This window comes from Bacillus sp. 522_BSPC, from assembly GCF_001076885.1.
GTDB classification, from domain to species: domain Bacteria; phylum Bacillota; class Bacilli; order Bacillales; family Cytobacillaceae; genus Niallia; species Niallia hominis.
On the sequence record NZ_JVDT01000236.1, the window covers coordinates 1 to 19,424 of the forward strand.

General features: G+C 34.8%; 18 protein-coding genes. 5 read left to right on the top strand and 13 right to left on the bottom strand.

Annotated features, from left to right (window positions below):
• Nucleotides 1-91: 91 nt before the first annotated feature.
• From ADJ83_RS19155 to ADJ83_RS19175, 5 genes are all read right to left on the bottom strand, one after another.
• Nucleotides 92-1,606 carry an alpha-N-arabinofuranosidase gene (locus tag ADJ83_RS19155; RefSeq protein ID WP_031538458.1) on the bottom strand — a complete coding sequence of 505 codons (1,515 nt, stop codon included), beginning with the start codon at nucleotides 1,604-1,606 and terminating at the stop codon, nucleotides 92-94.
• 60 nt (nucleotides 1,607-1,666) lie between these two features.
• Complete coding sequence (locus tag ADJ83_RS19160) at nucleotides 1,667-2,266, bottom strand: YesL family protein (protein ID WP_031538457.1); 600 nt, start codon at nucleotides 2,264-2,266, stop codon at nucleotides 1,667-1,669.
• A gap of 39 nt (nucleotides 2,267-2,305) precedes the next feature.
• On the bottom strand, nucleotides 2,306-3,214 hold the full coding sequence (locus ADJ83_RS19165) for a carbohydrate ABC transporter permease (RefSeq protein ID WP_081836666.1): 909 nt from the start codon (nucleotides 3,212-3,214) through the stop codon (nucleotides 2,306-2,308).
• A gap of 1 nt (nucleotide 3,215) precedes the next feature.
• Entirely contained in the window at nucleotides 3,216-4,115 is a 900-nt protein-coding gene (locus ADJ83_RS19170) for a carbohydrate ABC transporter permease (RefSeq protein ID WP_031538454.1), read from the bottom strand.
• A 67-nt stretch (nucleotides 4,116-4,182) separates the two neighbouring features.
• Nucleotides 4,183-5,538 carry an ABC transporter substrate-binding protein gene (locus tag ADJ83_RS19175; protein WP_031538452.1) on the bottom strand — a complete coding sequence of 452 codons (1,356 nt, stop codon included), beginning with the start codon at nucleotides 5,536-5,538 and terminating at the stop codon, nucleotides 4,183-4,185.
• A 488-nt stretch (nucleotides 5,539-6,026) separates the two neighbouring features.
• On the opposite strand from ADJ83_RS19175, the gene ADJ83_RS19180 reads away from it, so the two are divergent.
• Complete coding sequence (locus ADJ83_RS19180; RefSeq protein ID WP_396953893.1) at nucleotides 6,027-6,242, top strand: YozQ family protein; 216 nt, start codon at nucleotides 6,027-6,029, stop codon at nucleotides 6,240-6,242.
• A gap of 134 nt (nucleotides 6,243-6,376) precedes the next feature.
• Here ADJ83_RS19180 and ADJ83_RS19185 read toward each other — a convergent pair whose 3' ends face one another.
• Complete coding sequence (locus ADJ83_RS19185; RefSeq protein WP_031538448.1) at nucleotides 6,377-7,855, bottom strand: aldehyde dehydrogenase family protein; 1,479 nt, start codon at nucleotides 7,853-7,855, stop codon at nucleotides 6,377-6,379.
• Between the two features lie 944 nt (nucleotides 7,856-8,799).
• Here ADJ83_RS19185 and ADJ83_RS19190 point away from each other — a divergent pair.
• From ADJ83_RS19190 to ADJ83_RS19205, 4 genes are all read left to right on the top strand, one after another.
• Complete coding sequence (locus ADJ83_RS19190) at nucleotides 8,800-10,167, top strand: ATP-binding protein (protein WP_031538446.1); 1,368 nt, start codon at nucleotides 8,800-8,802, stop codon at nucleotides 10,165-10,167.
• Between the two features lies 1 nt (nucleotide 10,168).
• Nucleotides 10,169-10,840: a response regulator transcription factor gene (locus ADJ83_RS19195; RefSeq protein ID WP_031538445.1), complete on the top strand. Its 672-nt coding sequence runs from the start codon at nucleotides 10,169-10,171 to the stop codon at nucleotides 10,838-10,840.
• Nucleotides 10,841-10,918: 78 nt separating this feature from the next.
• Nucleotides 10,919-11,344 (top strand): NusG domain II-containing protein, encoded by a 426-nt coding sequence (locus ADJ83_RS19200; RefSeq protein ID WP_031538443.1) that lies wholly within the window; start codon nucleotides 10,919-10,921, stop codon nucleotides 11,342-11,344.
• Nucleotides 11,345-11,459: 115 nt separating this feature from the next.
• Nucleotides 11,460-11,720 (top strand): hypothetical protein, encoded by a 261-nt coding sequence (locus tag ADJ83_RS19205; protein ID WP_231512570.1) that lies wholly within the window; start codon nucleotides 11,460-11,462, stop codon nucleotides 11,718-11,720.
• A gap of 191 nt (nucleotides 11,721-11,911) precedes the next feature.
• On the opposite strand, the gene ADJ83_RS26595 is transcribed toward ADJ83_RS19205, so the two are convergent.
• The 7 genes from ADJ83_RS26595 to ADJ83_RS19235 all read right to left on the bottom strand — a co-directional run bounded on the left by ADJ83_RS26595 (nucleotide 11,912) and on the right by ADJ83_RS19235 (nucleotide 19,398).
• Nucleotides 11,912-12,043 carry a hypothetical protein gene (locus ADJ83_RS26595; protein WP_269320387.1) on the bottom strand — a complete coding sequence of 44 codons (132 nt, stop codon included), beginning with the start codon at nucleotides 12,041-12,043 and terminating at the stop codon, nucleotides 11,912-11,914.
• A 12-nt stretch (nucleotides 12,044-12,055) separates the two neighbouring features.
• The gene (locus tag ADJ83_RS19210) at nucleotides 12,056-14,470 is read right to left on the bottom strand and encodes a heavy metal translocating P-type ATPase (RefSeq protein ID WP_031538440.1); all 2,415 of its coding nucleotides are present in this window, start codon (nucleotides 14,468-14,470) and stop codon (nucleotides 12,056-12,058) included.
• 79 nt (nucleotides 14,471-14,549) lie between these two features.
• Nucleotides 14,550-14,756, bottom strand: coding sequence for a copper chaperone CopZ (gene copZ, locus ADJ83_RS19215; RefSeq protein WP_031538438.1), 207 nt, complete (start codon nucleotides 14,754-14,756; stop codon nucleotides 14,550-14,552).
• Nucleotides 14,757-14,770: 14 nt separating this feature from the next.
• Entirely contained in the window at nucleotides 14,771-15,115 is a 345-nt protein-coding gene (locus ADJ83_RS19220; RefSeq protein WP_031538436.1) for a metal-sensitive transcriptional regulator, read from the bottom strand.
• Between the two features lie 253 nt (nucleotides 15,116-15,368).
• Nucleotides 15,369-17,492, bottom strand: coding sequence for a copper-translocating P-type ATPase (locus ADJ83_RS19225; protein WP_031538433.1), 2,124 nt, complete (start codon nucleotides 17,490-17,492; stop codon nucleotides 15,369-15,371).
• 327 nt (nucleotides 17,493-17,819) lie between these two features.
• A complete protein-coding gene (locus tag ADJ83_RS19230; RefSeq protein ID WP_031538432.1) occupies nucleotides 17,820-18,452 on the bottom strand; it encodes a YdhK family protein in 633 nt (210 codons plus the stop codon).
• Between the two features lie 154 nt (nucleotides 18,453-18,606).
• Complete coding sequence (locus ADJ83_RS19235) at nucleotides 18,607-19,398, bottom strand: C39 family peptidase (RefSeq protein WP_048718796.1); 792 nt, start codon at nucleotides 19,396-19,398, stop codon at nucleotides 18,607-18,609.
• Between the last annotated feature and the right edge of the window lie 26 nt (nucleotides 19,399-19,424).

A 19,424-nucleotide genomic window follows, 5' to 3' on the forward strand; every position in this document is an offset into this window, starting at 1 on the left:
ACGAACTTTTAAGTAATTTAATTACATTTTAGTTCGTGTTTGTTGTTGGTTGAAATACTTATGTCCCAGCCTCTTAAATAAGAATGAAGGACTACTTTCTTCTCAAACGAATGACATTCCAAGACATTTTTGGCAGTACAAGTACTAATTTGCCATTTTCCATATAAGATTTCTTAGAGGCAATAGGTTTTACTGCCTCATGTTGAAGGGTGTTAATTGCCTTTGGGTCATCGTTTGCAAGGACAATATGCTCCTCAATGGAATATCCCTCAAATGACCGAATATCCACATCGACATTTAATTGATTGTCTAAGCTTCTATTAACAGCAAAAATAACAAGTTCCTCTTTCTCCTCATTATAGACAATGGATTGATCTAAGTATGGTACATCTGTAAAATCCTTTGAATCATATTTTGGTGAATCCACTATCGCCTGAATGGCCGTCCCTCGACCATATACAGATGTATAATAGTATGGATAGAAAATAGTCTGTTTCCAAGATCCCCCACCTGTTTCCGTCATTATTGGAGCAATAACATTTACTAGTTGAGCAAGGCAAGCAATTTTCACTCGATCTGAATGATTAATTAAAGAGTTCAATAAACTTCCTACAAGCAATGCATCTTCAAAATTATAAACGTCCTCTAACAGTGGTGGCGCTACACTCCAAGGCTCTATTTGTTTATCTTGAGCATTAGAGTGGAACCAAACATTCCATTCATCAAAGCTTAAATGAAGTTTTTTCTTGCTTCTCTTCTTCGCCTTAATATAATCACAGGTTGCGATAACCGTTTTTATAAAATCATCCATATCTAATGATTTTGCGAGGAAATTGGCTGTATCATTATCTCGGTTACCATAATAGGTATGAAGTGATACATAATCAACGTAATCATATGTCTGATCCAATGAGGTTGCTTCCCACTCAGGAAATGTTGGCATCGCTGTATTGGAACTTCCGCAACTGACAAGCTCGATTCGTGGATCCACAATTTTCATTGCCTTTGCTGTTTCTGCAGCTAGTCTTCCATATTCATAAGCTGTTTTATGTCCAATTTGCCATGGTCCATCCATTTCATTCCCTAAGCACCAAACTTTAATATTATGCGGGTCTTCATAGCCATGTTGTTTTCTTAAATCACTCCAATAGGTACCTCCTGGGAGATTGCAATATTCCAAAAGGTTACGGGCTGCATCAATTCCACGTGTTCCAAGGTTTACAGCCATCATTACTTCAGAATTCACTTGTTTTGCCCATTCAAAAAATTCATTTGTTCCTACTTCATTTGTTTCGATGGAATTCCATGCTAGTTCCAATTTCTTTGGTCGTTTCTCTTTTGGCCCTACCCCATCTTCCCAATTGTAAGCAGACACCATATTTCCTCCAGGATAACGAACGATCGGAACTTGTAATTGTTTCACTAACTCCATTACATCTTGACGGAATCCATTTTTATCCGCCAAAGGATGCCCTGGATCATAAATACCTCCATAAACCGCACGACCTAAATGCTCTATAAAGGAACCATAAATACGGGAATCAATTTCTGCTATTTTAAAAGATTTATCGATGATCAATTTTGCAGTTTTGAAATTTTCAGGCATTCTTCTCTCATTCCTTTTCGATTGGATTCAAACTACTGTACTTTTTCATCAAAAATTTACTCATTCGATTACCAAGCTATTAGTGACTCTCCATAGATAAATACGGCTGTTAATGAACACTATAAGGGCGACTCCTATTAGAGCTAATGGAATTAACATTTGACAAAAGTAAATGATCAAATAGTCTATTACTACCATCATGATGCTCATTGGTAAATTTTTTATAGCTAAAAAGAGAGAGAGTCTTAATAATTCTAAAACCGCCCCATCATAACTTACTAAAACTGGAAATATTATTACAAAGAACAAAGCAAACAGAAAAACTAGAAAAATATAAAAATAGTAAATACTCCATGATGTATTTGCAGCAATTTCAAAATAAAAATTTCGGGAAGATAGCAACAACATTTCAAAACCGACAACAATAATACCAGCCATCATATTTCTTATAAAATTTCGCTTAAATGATTGGTAAAATTCCGTGAAGATAGTCATTTCTTTCCCATTAATCAAATGAAACATACATTGATGGAGCGCAACAGTGGATGGACCGATTGTAATTACTGGAAGACTAAATAATAACCACAAGAAATTTAAAACAATTATATAATAAAGTTTTCCCATCCGTTCCCAAAATGGAGAATCATATCTTATTTTCATCGTTTCCCGACCTCCTTATCATCATCTATTTCAGTGCCTTTATCCTTTTACTGCGCCTGCTGTCATACCTTCGACAAAGTACTTATTAAATATCAAGTACAGAATAAATAAAGGGAGAATGGAGAAGATCGATCCAGCCACAAGGACATCATAATTGTTTCCATAAGGAGTTAATAACGTATTTAACCCGATAGGTAATGTGAATTTTTCTGCTGATCGTAAAACAATCAATGGCCACAGCATACTATTCCATGCCCCCATTGAACTTAGAATAGCCATAGCGGAGAATGCAGGTTTAGAAATAGGCATAACTATTCTCACGCAAATTCCATACTCACTACTGCCATCAATTCTTCCTGCATCCAACAATTCCTTTGGTATGCCTGAAAGATATTGCCTAAAGAAAAAAATGGTAGATGCATGTACTAAACCTGGAAGGATAACCCCCGCATAGGTATCTATTAGTCCAAAACTAATCATTTGTTTATATAATGGCAACATCAATATTTCAAACGGAACCATCATTGTCGCAATAACTAGGAAAAACAATAAATTTTTAAACTTAAAATGGTACATAGCAAAGCCGTATGCAACAAAATAACAGATAATTAACGTCAAAATAACGGAAACAATGGTAATAATCAAACTATTTTTATACCAATCTAGGTAGCCAGTGCTTCCATCAAAAAGATAACTATAATTGACTAATGACCAATTTTCAAAATCTAAGTTTAGATTTAAGCCGTTTCTTATTAACATTTGACCTGGACGAAAAGATGCAAATAATCCTGAGATAAATGGGACAGCCACACTAGCACACAAAATGATAAAAAAGCCATTAATAAAAGTTTTCACTAAATGATTTTTACCACCATTATTTCCTTTTGTAATATCTAATGAGGAGTTTGATAAAGATTTATTATTTGGATTAGTATTATTCTTGCTCATCCTATTTGTCCTCCTTTTTAAACATGCCGCTTGAAAGCAAGTAGACCATGCTAATGGATAACGCAACAATCAATAATACTAAGCCAACAGCAGAGGCATATCCTAAATCATTCTTTTCAATTCCTCTTCTATACAAATAACCAACAATCGTTAAACCAATATTTTTTGGAGAATTATTGCTTCCATATATCATAAAGCTTTCAAGAAACATTGCTAATCCTGCATATATACTGATGGTTGTAACATAGATTCTTGTTGGTTTAAGTAAGGGCAAAGTAATATGCCAAAATCTTTGCCATGCACTAGCACCATCAACTTTAGCCGATTCATAAAGCACTTCATCAATAGAGCTTAAGCCAGCCTCAAAATACAAAGTGTTTACTCCAGTCCATCTCCATGTTGCTAATAAAAGTAATGCAAACATTCCTGTTCCCCAATTTTTCAGCCACTGCTTTGATTCAAGGCCAAAAAATTGCAGAATTTGATTCATCAGACCAGAATCCATTTCACTAAACATATATCGAAATAAAATACCTGCAACTACTACGGAAACCAATGCTGGCAAATAAATAATCGATTTATAGATTCTTTTACCAACAACACTTTTCGAATTCAATAAAAATGCACAGAGCATTGGAATAGGAATTAATATAATTAACGTAAATATCGTGTAGATGACACTATTTCTAACGGCGATATGAAAGACCTTATCACCTAACAGTTTTTCATAATTCGCAAGACCAATATATTCACTGTATCCGTTTCCAATATTATGAAAACTCATATTTATGGTCGAATACATTGGATATATCCAGAAGAATGACAAGCTAACAATAAACGGTAAAATAAACACATAAGGAGCAATTTTCTGAGAGAATAAAAAAGCTTGGATCTTCTTCAATTCGTTCCTCTCCTTTTCTATCAAGGTCTTTAAGATTGCCTTTATGAGGCAATCTTAAAGACTAAACTTATTCTTGTTCAAAATCTACCTCTGCCTGCGCATCTTCAAGAGCTTGCTTTACATCTGCACCGTTCTCTAGAACTTCATTTAAGGTAGTTAAGTTAAACACCTCATTGATAGTAGTAGTAATTGGCACTGTTTTAATTAAATTTACTTCATCCTGAATTTCTAATAATGTATCAAATGGATTATTAACAAAATATTTAACATATTCGTTCTCTTGATTATGAGTAATGTCTTGATTTGTCCACACCTTTGTATTAACAGGATCAAAACCAAGGATATTCCAAATTTGTTCCCCGCCTTCTTCTGTCAGTTTAGCCCAGGCCATAAATTCAGCTGCTAGCTCTGCATTTTCAGAGTCTTTATATACTACTGTTCCTGTACCCCCTGCACCATTCGAACGTTTTTGTCCTTCTTCAAACACAGGAGCTGGTGCAATAGCAAATTTACCAGACATCTCTGGCATATAATCTGTAAATCGAGACATATACCAAATCGCTTTAGGAAAAGCAGCTACTTCACCTTTTGCAACAGTAGCATAACCTTGCTCTGTATCAATTTGGCCTCCTGGAGTTACTTCTGCAATACCACTTTCCAACCACCCTTGTTGCATTGTTAGCATATTATTTAAAGAATCTAATTTCACATTTGCATTTTCAGGATCTTCTACCCAAGATTCTCCATGTTCAGACATAGTTAATGTTAGCCAGTCAGCACCACCAGTATCAACAGAGGTCATATAAACTTCTCCGTTTGAAGCCTCTTTTAATTTTTCACCCGCTGCTGTGAAGTCATCCCATGTTTTAATTTGAGTATAATCAATACCGTATTTTTCTAAGATTTCCGTATTATAATACATCACCGTAGCCCCAACATGTGTTGGTACCCCATAATAGTTACCATCTTTTTCATAAGCATCTAATCGGGATGTTACTAAATCTGCTTTATATGGCTCTACATAACTGTTTAATGCCAACCACGGTACTTCTCCGTCTAAATAGTTAGGAAATTGGCCAATTTCCACATCTGCTAAATCAGGAATTCCTTCCCCTGATTGAACTGCTAAAGTTAGCTTTGTATGCATATCTGCATACGGATATACGGTAAACTTAATTTGAATTTGCTTATCCGGATTCGCTTCATTCCATTTATTCAACATTTCACTATAAAACTTTTGATGTAAATCAACAAACAGCCACATGTCCATTTTCGCCCCATCTTCTGGACCTACTGTAGTGACCTCAGACTCTACCTCTTCTGTGTTTTCTCCATTTCCACTAGAGGAATTCGAACATCCAACAACTAAAATTGCCATCAAAAGAATAACAAAATAGGAAAATACATTTTTGGGTAACCTCATAAAATTTGCCCCCATTCGATTTTTTACGTACTAGAAATTCAAGTATTTACAAGTACTTTATATGGATTAACATGATCACCCCCTGTAATTAAAACGCTTTCATCATTAGGTATATTACCATTCACGAATTTTTATGTGCAATTTCATATACGTACTTTTTTATTTTTTTCAAAAAATTGTACGTATATAATAAACATTTTTGTTAATTGAATATTTTTACATAACTTACTTGCATTTTCTACTATCACAAATAAAATATGTGTATTGCTAAAATATCTTGGCAATACAATCAATTTATGTAGGCAAGATTAATTGTTTTATTCATCATATCTACGGAGAATTTGACCACACATCTTTTGTTTTTTTAATGGGAAAAAAGGTGCTGCTGTATAAACTACTTGGAGTCACTTTTACACAAATTCAACATTACATGAGTAATTTTTCATATTTAGTAGAAAATACATCTGTAGAAGTTATTACAAAAAGGAGTGTTCACATTGAAAAAGAAAAATGCAGATCAACATACAGAAGTTGCCGGACGTGTTTTTGATCCAAGTGATTATGAAAAAAAGGACCAACTTTCATCTGGCCTGGCTACAACTCATGAACAAGCAACAGATACATATACAGAAGGGGAAATTGGTGCAGTAATTGATGATGTCGATGGGGAAGATATTCAAATTGGGAAAAAAACAAAGAAGTAACAGAACTAGCTAGACCTTGATGAATTCTTAAGATACTAAAATAGGGACTATTTCCTAAGTAAAGGAAGTAGTCCCTATTTAATTCTATTTTTTAGTTAATCAATTAGGAAAAAGCAAAACTAAATTTTCCGCTTTTACTCAGGAATATATGGTAACTCCAGGGTTTTCGGAAGATTGATAACATGTGTCTCTACATAAGATTTTAATCCTTCTTCCCCATACTCTCTTCCAACACCAGACTGCTTCACCCCACCAAATGGGAACTGAACATCCAAACCTTGAACAGCCGCTGTATTAATCATCGTTGTCCCAGCTTCAATTCTGCGTGCTACTTTCACAGCATGCTCTTCCTCCCCCCAAACAGAGCTTGTTAAACCGTATATACTTTCATTGTGTAATTCGATTACTTGCTCTTCGTCATCAAATGGCAAGATTGGTACAGTTGGTCCAAATTGTTCTTCCACTACAATCGGGTCATGATAATCTGCTCCTAGTACTACAGTTGGCTGGAGAAAATATCCGTTGTCCATTAGCTCTGGATTTAGTATTTTCCCTAATGGAATCACTTTTGCGCCTTTACTTTTAGCATCCTCTACAAGGCTACGTACGTATTTCACCTGGTTTTTATTATTTACAGGTCCGACTGTCACATCTGGATCAAAAGGATCTCCAACTCTTATCCATTTATTTGCTGCTTCGATATATTTTTCTACAAAGGCATCATAGATGGAGCGATGCACATAAATGCGTTTGGCAATCATACAAATTTGACCTGCTGTTAAAAAGTTGGAAATAACCATTCTTCTCATCGCTTTTTCATCGTTAACATCAAAATCTTCTAAGACGATGGCAGCATCATTTCCTCCTAGCTCCAAGGTCATCTTTTTGATTGTTTCTGATGCAGCTTTCATAATACTTTTGGCAGTTTTTGTTCCACCGGTAAAGGCGATTTTTGCAACTTTCGGATTAGATGTTAACTCAATCCCCACTTCTGCATCCCCATGCACAAGATTGAGAACACCAGGGGGAAATTCATTTGCAATGATTTCAACCACTTTGCTAACAGCTAATGGAGCAAAGGGACTTGGTTTAACAACCATAGTATTTCCCGTCAATAATGCTGGAGCAATTTTTATGGTGGATAAAGAAATAGGATAATTCCATGGGGAGATGGCAGAAACAACTCCTACTGGATCAAATGTAATAATGGTTCTTCCATTTTCATGTTCTTTTTCCTGTGGACTAACGACTTTCTTCACATTTTTGCAAGCAAATTCCATCCACATGAGAGAGATGGCGATCTCTCCCTTAGAATCATATAAAGCCTTCCCATGTTCTCTTGATAATAAGGCAGCTATTTCAGGCGTTGCATCCTTTATTTTTTGGATAGCCCGCTCCATTCTTTCAATTCGATCCTCTACTTTCGTCCATGCCCATTTTTTTAAAGCATTATATGCTGCATCTATCGCTTGTACCGTTTCCTCTTTCGTATTAAGTGGAGCATATCCTACAATCTCATCAGGATGGGTAGGATTTTCACGAGGAGCTTGTTTTTCCGTTGGTACTTTCTCTCCATTGATAATAGCATGTATTGTTATTGGTTCATTTGGCAAAATCTGAATCCTCCTTTTCGATTCTTCCTTAACATAATTAGTATGAATTAGGTTGATACAGTATATACGGTGAGTATAATGAAATTAGACAATTCTTCCTAATCCATTTAGAATAGAGAAACGCATTTACAAATTATTTCACTAATATCTTTATTATTATTCCTCTTTGATATAGTAGGAAAACACAATTTGTTTTGTAATTTTGATCTAGACCTACCAAACTTTTAGTTCTGGAAAAAAGTGTATACAGTTTAATCAGTACTAAGGGTCTTAGTGAAGAAACCGAAGTTAGAAATAACCCACAAACTCTTTTCCCACCAAAATCCAACTAAAAAAAGCATAAAATTACCAACAGAAAATTTATGCTTAACATTGTATAGTGTGACGTAAACCATAACTTTTCCATTTAATTATGCATAAACTTTCCAGCCTTAGAGACATTTGACTTTATGGCCTTTTTTAGTCAGCTTTTCTATTTCCATTTCTTTAATTTATTTCATAAAATGGAATTAATAAAACAAATAAATATGTTTTAGGAATGTTTATTCTTTATTTTTTTATCCTAGGAAATTTTATAGTTTATTCTCATCCTACTCAAATATCATTTTTAGAATAAACTTTGATTCTTAACGAGTCTTCTTAAACTTATTGCATCGTTAAAAAGCCCTGTAACATAAACACTAGGATTTGGAAAATTGATACATATCTATACAAAGAAATTGCTTCTGCCTGTCATTCCCTATTTTAATTAAAAACTAAACACCCTCAATTTTAAATAGTATACGCATAATACGTTTATTGACCTTTCTTGAATATGTAAAAATATTTTGGAATACTATTTTAGATGTATTAAGTTATTTTTTATTTCTTCACAGTTTCTGCACGAATTCTCCAAAATAATAAAGTATTATGAACCTACTTGATTGGAATATAGGTGAATGGGAATGAAAAAACTTTCAGTAAAACTCGGGATTTTATTTTTTATCATTATATTTGGTTTAATCACCTTCATGTTTTTCTTTCTGCATAACGAAATAGCTGAGTCGAGAATAGAAGATGAACTTCGAAATCTTCAATCAAGAGGGAATTCCCATAAAATGATTCTTGAAAAAAATTTCAATGATGAAATGATTGATCATGTCGTTTTAATGGAATCTGAATCAAATACGGATGTTGTGATAACCAATGAAGAAGGAAAAATACTTGATTCTTCGGCATCATTTATCAATTTTAAGAAGTATTTAGATACCCCCCTATCTTCCATTTCAAATGATGGTCAGATTGTAGAGGAAAAATGGGATCAAGAACCCTATATTGCTACAGTAAGTCCTATTCATATTGATAATAGAGTCGCTGGGTACGTCTACATGTTTCAAGACACAGCATCTGTTCGTTCCTTAATTCAAAAGTTGAATGAACACTTTCTTATAGCCGGATGGATTTCTGTAATATTTACGATTATTATTATTATCTTTCTTTCAAAAGGAATTACAAAACCGCTAATTAAAATGAAAGAAGCAACGGCACAGATTAGCAAGGGGAATTTTTCTGTTTCACTTCCAAAAACTTCTGAGGATGAATTAGGTGATTTGGCAAAATCAATTGAACTTTTAGCTACAGATTTGAACTATTTAAAACAAGAACGAAATGAATTTCTTGCTAGTATTTCCCATGAACTTCGAACACCTTTAACATATATAAAAGGCTATGCTGACATTGTAAAAAAGAGAAACTTTTCTAAAGAAGAACGTGAAAAATATTTGACGATTATTGTGGAAGAAACCAATCGATTATCTGATTTAATAAAAGAGCTGTTTGAACTAGCAAAGCTTGATCAAAATTCTTTTAAGATTGAAAAAGAGTTAATGGACTTAAATGTGTTTTTTACTAAAATAGAACAAAAATTCTCTCCTATTTTTGAAGAACAACAAATGAATTTTAAAGTGAATTATCAGCCTAATCTTTTTTTAAAAGCTGATTCGTTAAAACTAGAACAAATTATTTTTAATCTGTTAGATAATTCTATGAAATACTCTACAAGTGATGCAATCATCTCATTATCTGCATGGAAACATAAAAACGAAATTCATATAGTTGTTAAGGATAATGGGAAGGGTATTCCAAAAAAAGATATTCCGTATATATTTAATCGCTTTTATCGTGTTGATAAATCTCGTTCTCGTTCTCTTGGGGGATCAGGACTTGGCCTTGCGATTGTAAAAGAACTTATGATCGCTCATAGAGCCGAAATTTATGTAAAAAGTGAAGAAAATGTCGGAACAGAATTTGAATTAATTTTCATGGAGGAATAAAATGAAAACTATTTTACTAGTAGATGATGAACGGATGATGCTTGATTTATTAACGCTATACTTATCACCCCTAGGATACCACTGTATAAAAAAGGAATCTGCATTGGATGCAATCGAGTATTTGGAATCAAATACGGTTGATCTCATTTTATTAGATATAATGATGCCTGAAATGGATGGCTTACAAGCATGTCAGGAAATTCGAAAACGTTGGGATTTACCAATTATTATGCTTACTGCCATGAGTGAGAAATCAGACATTGTAAGAGGATTAAATTTAGGAGCAGACGACTATATATCTAAACCTTTTGATGAAGAGGAACTGGTTGCCAGAATTGAAGCAGTATTACGAAGAGGTAACACAAAGTCAGATAATATTACGTTTAAAGGACTCATTCTTAACCAAGATTCCTACCAGCTGTTTTTTCATGAAAAACAAATTCCTTTAACACCTAAAGAATTTGGCATGATGAACCTATTTTTAACCAATCAAAATAAGGTATTTACCCGGGAACATTTAATTACTTCTATCTGGGGGTATCATGTTTCAACAGAAGATAGAACAATTGACTCCCATGTTAGAAATTTACGAGAAAAGCTTAGAAAATCCGGATTCCCAGCTGATGACCACTTGCTTACCGTCTGGGGGATTGGATATAAATGGGAAGGTTAATAGATAATAAAAACCTCAAGCAAAAATATTTTAACTACTTCACTGCATTTTGAAAATGTAATTTTGGAGCTGATCCAATTGAAAACTGCATTCCATATGATTAAACCTTGGGATATTATCATTACAATCTTCCTGTTAATCTTATCTTTAGTACCTTTAAGTATTTTTAGTTTCCAGCAATCAAAAATAAATGCACAAATGGAAGATACTGAATACGTTGCTGTTATTTCAGTCGATGGGGACGAATTAAAACGTGTCAAATTGACTGGACATACTGGTACAGAGTTCTTAAATATACCTGAGATTAAATGTACTCCTAAAACGGTAGAAATAAAAGATGAGTCTATCCGTATCAAGTCTTCTACTTGCCCTGAACAAATTTGTGTTAATACTGGATATATTTCGAAGCCCGGTCCTTCCATCATTTGTTTGCCACATAGGGTTGTTATTAGTGTTGAAACGATTAGTGGCAATATTGATGACGAGGTTATTATTAGTTCTTGATCTATTATCAAGTAAAAACTTTTAATCTACTCCGTTTTAACAAATTTATCAAAAATTCTGCATGAGTTCTGCAATTAATAAAACTATAATTGAATCAAGAAAGGAGATGAATAAGTTGAAAAAAAAGTTAGTGGTTGGAATTTTAACTGGAGCCATTCTTTTAGGTAGTGCAGGAACTTATGCTTTTGCGCAAACCAATGAAGATGGTAATGGCGGAGGAAAATTCAATTTTGGACAATTGTTACCACACATGAAAGAGGTTCATCCTGATCTTTCTACTAAAGAATTAAAGCAGATGTACAATTCATGTCATGGAGAAGATGGTAATTTAGAAAAAAATACAACAAGTACTGAAAATATGATGAATAATCTTTAGTTTAAAGGCAAATCTTATGTTTAGACGTTAACTTGTTAGAGTTCTATAAAGACACTTCATTTTTTCGTCCTATGATCTCAGTTTTCCCTTTTTTCATATATAACTAAAAGGATTGGTTAATTCCAATCCTTTTGGTGTTGGTCCCTATTTTTAATAGAGACCATTATTATTAGTAAATAGAAATCTAATATCTATTCGTTATGTTGTTCCGTATCTGTATGCTGCTCTTCTTCTACAGGAGGACTCGCAATCGCCGTATACACATAATAAGAACCTACAACAACTATTAAATAAGCAAGAGCTGTTAACACCCATTTCTTCATTAAACATCACCCTTATAGTTTTACTTTTTGCAAACGAAGTGCATTTAGCACAACAGACACTGAGCTGAATGCCATCGCTGCACCAGCAAGCCATGGAGCTAAAAATCCAATAGCAGCTATTGGAATACCAATCGTGTTATAAGCCAGTGCCCAGAAAAGGTTCTGCTTAATATTTCTCATCGTTTTATGACTCATTAGAATGGAATCAGGGATACTATTCAAATCTCCACGAATCAATGTAATATCTGCGGCTTCCATTGCTACATCTGTACCTGTTCCAATTGCCATGCCGATATCCGCAGTTGCAAGAGCAGGAGCATCGTTAATACCGTCCCCAACCATTGCTACTTTTTTACCTTGCTCTTGAAGTTTCTTCACTTCATCAGCCTTACCTTCTGGCAACACTTCAGCTATAACATGGTCTACACCAGCTTGTTTAGCAATGGCACTAGCCGTTTGTTTATTGTCACCAGTAATCATGATAACTTCAAGGCCCATATCTTTCATCCGTTTAATTGCACTCGTTGATGTTTCTTTAATGGTATCTGCCACAGCTACAAGCCCTGCATAGGATCTATCTACTGCAGCTAACATAGCTGTTTTCCCTTGTTTCTCCAGACCTTCCATCTTTTCTAATACATCATTAATCTCGACATTGTATTTTTTCATAAGGCGGCGAGTGCCTACTAGAACTTCTTTTCCATCAACAATTGCTTTGATCCCATATCCAGGAATATTTTCAAAATCAGAAACCTCTTTTAACCCGATTGATTTCTCTTTAATCCCTTCCACAATTGCTTGTGCAAGAGGGTGTTCAGATTGTTTTTCAGCCGATCCTACAAGGGATAAGAACTCTTCCTCGTTCTTTTCAGTTAATACATCTGTTAGAACGGGTGCACCATTAGTAATCGTTCCTGTTTTATCTAAAATAACCGTATTTACTTTGTGCGTCATCTCAAGATGTTCTCCACCCTTAAAGAGAATCCCGTATTCGGCAGCGCGCCCGGAACCAGCCATAATAGATGTTGGTGTTGCAAGACCAAGTGCGCATGGACAAGCAATAACAAGAACCGCAATTAATTTTTCTAGAGCGGAGGCAAAGTTTCCTGGATCTGCCCAGAAATACCAAATAATAAATGTAATAACAGCAATACCTACAACAATCGGTACAAATATCCCTGAAATGGTATCTGCCATACGTTGAATAGGAGCTTTTGATCCTTGTGCTTCTTCCACAATTTTAATAATTTGGGATAAAGCTGTTTCTTTTCCCACTTTTGTAGCTTTAATTTTTAAAAATCCATTTTTATTGATGGTTGCTCCAATCACAATGTCTCCAACTGTTTTATCAACGGGAACACTTTCACCTGTGATCATCGATTCATCAAGGGCTGATGTTCCTTCTAGCACTTCTCCATCAACTGGAACTTTCTCGCCCGGTTTCACTAATAATATATCGCCGGTCACAACATCTTCCAAAGGAATAATTGTTTCCTCACCATTACGAATAACTGTCGCAGTTTTAGCCTGTAATCCCATTAATTTCTTAATCGCTTCAGATGAACGGCCTTTTGCTTTTGCTTCAAATAATTTACCTAGAATAATTAATGTAATTAAAATAGCACTTGTTTCAAAATAAAGACCTACAGAGTGAGCATTATTTCCAATTGTTTGTACCGATAAATATACACTATAAAAGTAAGCAGCTGATGTACCAAGGGCAACTAATACATCCATGTTGGCACTCTTATTTTTAAGTGCTTTGTATGCACCTACATAAAATTGTTTACCAATAATAAATTGTACAGGTGTTGCTAAGGCCATTTGCACCCAAGGATTCATAAGTGCCTCTGGGACATAAAGATCGGAAGTAAAACTAAAGTGTCCAAACATTGCCCATAGAAGTGGAATGGAAAGAATAGCCGAAAATAGAAATTTCCCTTGCTGTTTCTCAATCTCTTTTTGTCGGTAATCAACGGCTTCTTTTTCATTTTCATCGCTTTTTACCATTGCACCATAGCCCAAACTTTCAACCCTTTGAATTAAATCCTTTGTCGTAACAGACGATGGATTTAATTCTACAGATGCCTTTTCAAGCGCTAAATTGACATTAGCTTGAAGAACTCCATCCATTTTATTAAGCCCTTTTTCAATTCTGGTTGCACACGCTGCACAGGTCATACCAGTAAGTACCAATTCTTTTTTATCCGTAACGACATCATATCCGAGATCTCTTACCTTTTTCGTTATATCTGAAGGACTCATCACCTCAGGGTCAAACTGGACCATTGCTTTTTCTAACGCAAGGTTTACGTTTGCCTCTTTGACTCCGTCCATTTTATTCAATCCTTTTTCAATCCTTGTTGCGCATGCTGCACAAGTCATGCCCGTAATTTGGAATTGATTTTCAATCACTTTTTCACTCATTCCCATCACCTCATACCTACCTAGGGTATATTTCAATAAAAAAGAGAGCGTGCTTATATTAAGCACGGCCCATACTCCATTACTTCACATCGTAACCTTGATCATCAATTGTTTCTTTGATTTTATCTAATGATACTTCAGCTTGGTTGAATTCCACATCTACTTTTTTGTTTTCTAAATCCACTTTAACATTTGAAACCCCACTAAGAGCACCAACACTGCCCTCAACTGCTTTTACACAATGTCCACATGACATACCTTCTACATTTAGAGTTACTTTTTCCATATTTATCTTCTCCCTTACTTTTTCATTAATTTTTGTATAGTAACTAATACCTCATCTAAAACTTCCATGTCACCTTCTTGAATTCTATTTACAACACAATCTTTCATATGTGCTTCAAGAAGTAACTTTGCTACACCATTAAGCGCTGCTTGAGATGCAGCTATTTGTGTAATAACATCGTCACAATAAGTATCACACTCAATTAATCTTTTTATGCCCCGAATCTGACCTTCAATCCGGTTCAATCGGGTTATAAGGTTTTTTTTCGTATTTTCAGAGTGATGGCTCATTCGCCCATGTGGATGGGAGCAGCAGCTATCCTCCTCTAAAGTTTTTTCATTTTCTAATTCAGGTTCCATTTTACTTCCCTCCTCGATTAAAATATAGCATACCCATGTACCCTATGTAAAGGGTCCTTTTCATGAAAAAGAAAAACGCATAATTCCATTCCTCTAGTTAATTGTATAAGGATAAGATTTGTTTTATTTTAGGATTTAATACTGAAAACTTTGAAACAATTCATTAAGGTAAAAATCGATAGTTTGACGAAAGAAATGGCACAACAAGCGTTTATATCTACTTGATGTGCCATGAGATCTGAATTTACCACACTTAGTCAATCTTCAATAATTGTGCATTAATTGCACAAATAATAGTACTTAGTGACATAACCACTGCTCCAATAGCTGGTGTTATGACTATACCTACACTGAACAAGACACCTGCAGCTAAGGGAATGGCGATTATATTATATCCCGCAGCCCATCCTAAGTTTTGAAACATTTTTCTATGACTAGCTTTTGACAACTTAATGATGTTTAAGATATCTTCTGGATTGCTATTCACTAGTACGACATCAGCAGTTTCAATTGCCACGTCTGTACCTGCACCAATGGCGATTCCTACATCAGCCTCAGCTAAGGCAGGAGCATCGTTAACACCATCTCCAATCATCGCGACTTTTTTTCCACCTTGTTTTAGACCTTTTACATTATCTGATTTTTCATGTGGTAAAACCTCAGCAATTACCTTCGAAAGTCCAAGCTTTTCACCCACATAATTGGCCACTCTACTATTATCCCCAGTCATCATGATCGTTTCAATCCCACGTTCATTCAATTCTTTAATGACTCTAAAAGAAGATTCTCTGATAATATCTGCTAAAGCAATCATTCCTTGTAACACATCATCTTTTAAGACGAAAACAACTGTTTTACCTTGCTTTGCAAGTTTCTCGTACATACTCTCATCAAACGCAATTTTATTCGCTCTCATCGTACCCGGACTAACCACTGCAATTTCTGTATCATTTACTTTTGCAACTAGTCCTTTTCCTGTTAAGTTTTGATAATCTTTAACATTATAAGGCTCTATCTTTCGTTCCTTCCCCTCTTTTACAATTCCTTTAGCAATTGGGTGTTCAGATTGAATTTCAACTGAATAGGCCAATCTAAATAATTCATCTTCACTTACTCTATTACTTGGAATAATATCTGTCACACCGAAGTTCCCTTCTGTTAAGGTACCAGTTTTATCAAAAACGATACGATCTAGTTTAAACGCACTTTCAAAAGAGGTACGATTACGTATTAACAAACCTTTTCTAGCAGCAATGGATGTAGATCTTGCAGTAACCAACGGAGTAGCAAGGCCAAGCGCATGTGGACAAGCAATAATCAAGACAGTAACCATTCTTTCTAAAGCAAAATCTAGTTCACCTGTTGTCAACCAGTAGGCGAAGGTTATGACACCTACAACAATTGCCACATAAAATAGCCATTTAGCAGCGATATCCGCAAATCCCTGGGCCTTCGATTTAGTCTTTTCTGCATCACTAACTAACTTAATTACTTGCGCTAAATAAGTTTCATTACCGGTTTTACTTACTTTGATTTTCAGTACACCTTCACCATTAACCGCTCCGCCAATTGCTTCCATACCCGTGCTTTTTTCTACAGGTACGGATTCACCTGTTAACATGGATTCATCAACGGTTGATTTTCCTTCAAAGACTTTTCCATCAAGTGGGATCTTTTCTCCTGGTTTAACGAGGATCTGATCCCCCGGTTGTAGATCTTCTACACTAACCTCCACAATGTTTCCCGATGCATCAATTTTATGTGCTTCTTTTGGCATCAACTTAATTAACTCTTCCAATGCCTTTGAAGCACCCATAATGGATTTCATTTCAATCCAATGTCCGAGAAGCATAATGACGATTAAAGTAGCTAATTCAAAGTAAAAGTCACTACCTTCAATAAAGAAGGCGGTTAATGTGCTATATACATAAGCTGTTACGATGGCTAGTGAGATTAATAGCATCATTCCAGGTGCTCTTTCTTTCAATTCACTCCAAGCACCGAGTAAAAATGGTTTTCCACCGTACAAAAAGACTATGGTTGAAAGTAAAAACAGTAATAATGTATCACCAGTAAAATTCACATCATAACCAAATAGCATTTCAATCATTGGTGACAAGTATGAAATAGGTATTGCTAAAACTAATGATATCCAAAAGCGTTTTTTAAAGTCCCCTACCATGTGTTCGTGGTGACCAGAATGTCCTCCATGGTTGCTATGATTATGTCCTTCATGTGCACTATGATTATGTTGAACTTGGTCACTATGATTGTGATGTTCATGTCCTTCATGCATACTATGTTCATGGTGGGTATGATTAATGTGATTGTGATGTTCATGAATGTTTTTATTTTCTGGTTTATTTTGCTTTTCCATAGTTAGCCCATCTCCTTTAAATATTTTCCCCTAAAAGATTCCACTCTCATATGCATTATTACTTTTACATATTCTTAGTGACGTTTATTAATAACTGATTATCTAGTTGTGACTCTTTCGTTCTCTTAAACAAAAGTTGGGATTTTTTCCGACAATAAATCTTTTACTAATAAGTTTTATTCTTATACCTCTTCGATTTAATTATAGTATACCCTGGTACCTTATGTAAAGTGTCGTTTCAAACAAAATATTGTTCGTACACTGACACACACAAAGAGCTAATTCTTTTAAGAATTAGCTCTTTGATGGACTTAGTAGGATGCAAGTTTATTTAACAGGTGATAATTCACTTTCGGTTACCCATTTATGGTTTTTAACCTCTTCACCTGTAGTTGTTGTAAAATCAACCATATAAACAGTCGTTTGTTCAGCTGAGTCTATTTCAAGGGTTGCACCCGCCATTCCTTCCATATGGTCTGCCTCTGTTTTTGCTTCTGCTCCAGGCTCTAAAGGGGCTTTCCCTGGATTGACTAACTCTTCATGAATAACCCATTTATGGTCTTCCACTCTTTCTCCACCCGTTGTAGGAGTATAGGATACCGTATAAACAGTAGTGTCATAAGCACCTACTATAGTTGCTTCTGCACTTTTCATCCCTTTCATATGATCAGATTGAATAATTGCTTTACTTCCAACAGGGTATGTTGGTTTTTTCGCTTCTTTCAATCCTTCTGGAACTTCACCAGAACCAGAGTGATTCATATAAGAATGGTCCATTTCCTCCATCTCTTCATCAGTATCTTTTTCCGGATTTTCATTATCGTTAGTTGTCGTTTCTTGATTTCCTGTTTCTTCTTCAACAGGTTGCGCTTTATCATCTGTGTTTGCACATGCACCTAATACTAATATTAAAGAAGCAAGTAGGATGTATAATATCGATTTTTTATTTGTTTTCTTCATTTTCTCATTCCTCCTTTATTTCATTACAAGTATGCCCAAAAATTCACAAATCTTGTCCATTTAACTCATTGATGACTTATAAAAGATAGGGAAATGCATGATAAGCAATTGAATGTAATACATAAATAGATACTTTAAAATAAAAGACTGCCGTTCATTTAGATTTCTTAACAATAGTCATCGCATGGCTACCTAAAGAAGAATAACTTTCAAAAAATAAATCAGCATTATATGTCGTTTGCCCCTTTAAAGGATCCATTACAAACACTTCTTTATCGTTATATCCGTTTAATACAACAGAATGTAAATTAATAAGAGCATTAAAAATTTCCTCTGTTTCATGTAAGTACCAGGAATATTCTATTTTTGGAGGACTTAAATCTCGGGTCATCCATACGACAACGGGAATACCTTGATCTACATACTCCATAATTGTTTCTCTTGAACTACCGCTAATATCCTTCGCCAAATCTTCCCCACCAACTTCTGTGATATAGCGGTTTGCTGCTTCCACAATAGGTGGAGCAAATGTAAAAAAGCCATTATTATCTCTCGGATCTCCAGCATATGCTGCATATGGATTGGAACCGTATAATTTATTATTTGTCCTATGAAAAGGTTGCTTAGGTAAGTATTTATCAGACATCTCCGTTTTAGTGACATCATAATTATAAAAGGTAAGAAGAGATGTAACGGACGTTATTTCACATCCATTTGGCAATTCAGGTATTTGCAGAATAGTATCAACTGGTAAAAATACTTCAGCTTTCTCATTATTTTTATCATCTATTTTTAGAGGATCATTCTTATCATTTTTTTTGTTAAAGTAATGCTCTTCAGTTGATTTTACTAAAGTACTTTTTGCGTCATCCACAATAAATACAAGAATATAGAATTCTATTAAAATGATTAAGACTAAAGAAATTAAAGCTATTTTCTTCTTCAAGCTACATTTCATTCCTTTTAGAAAAA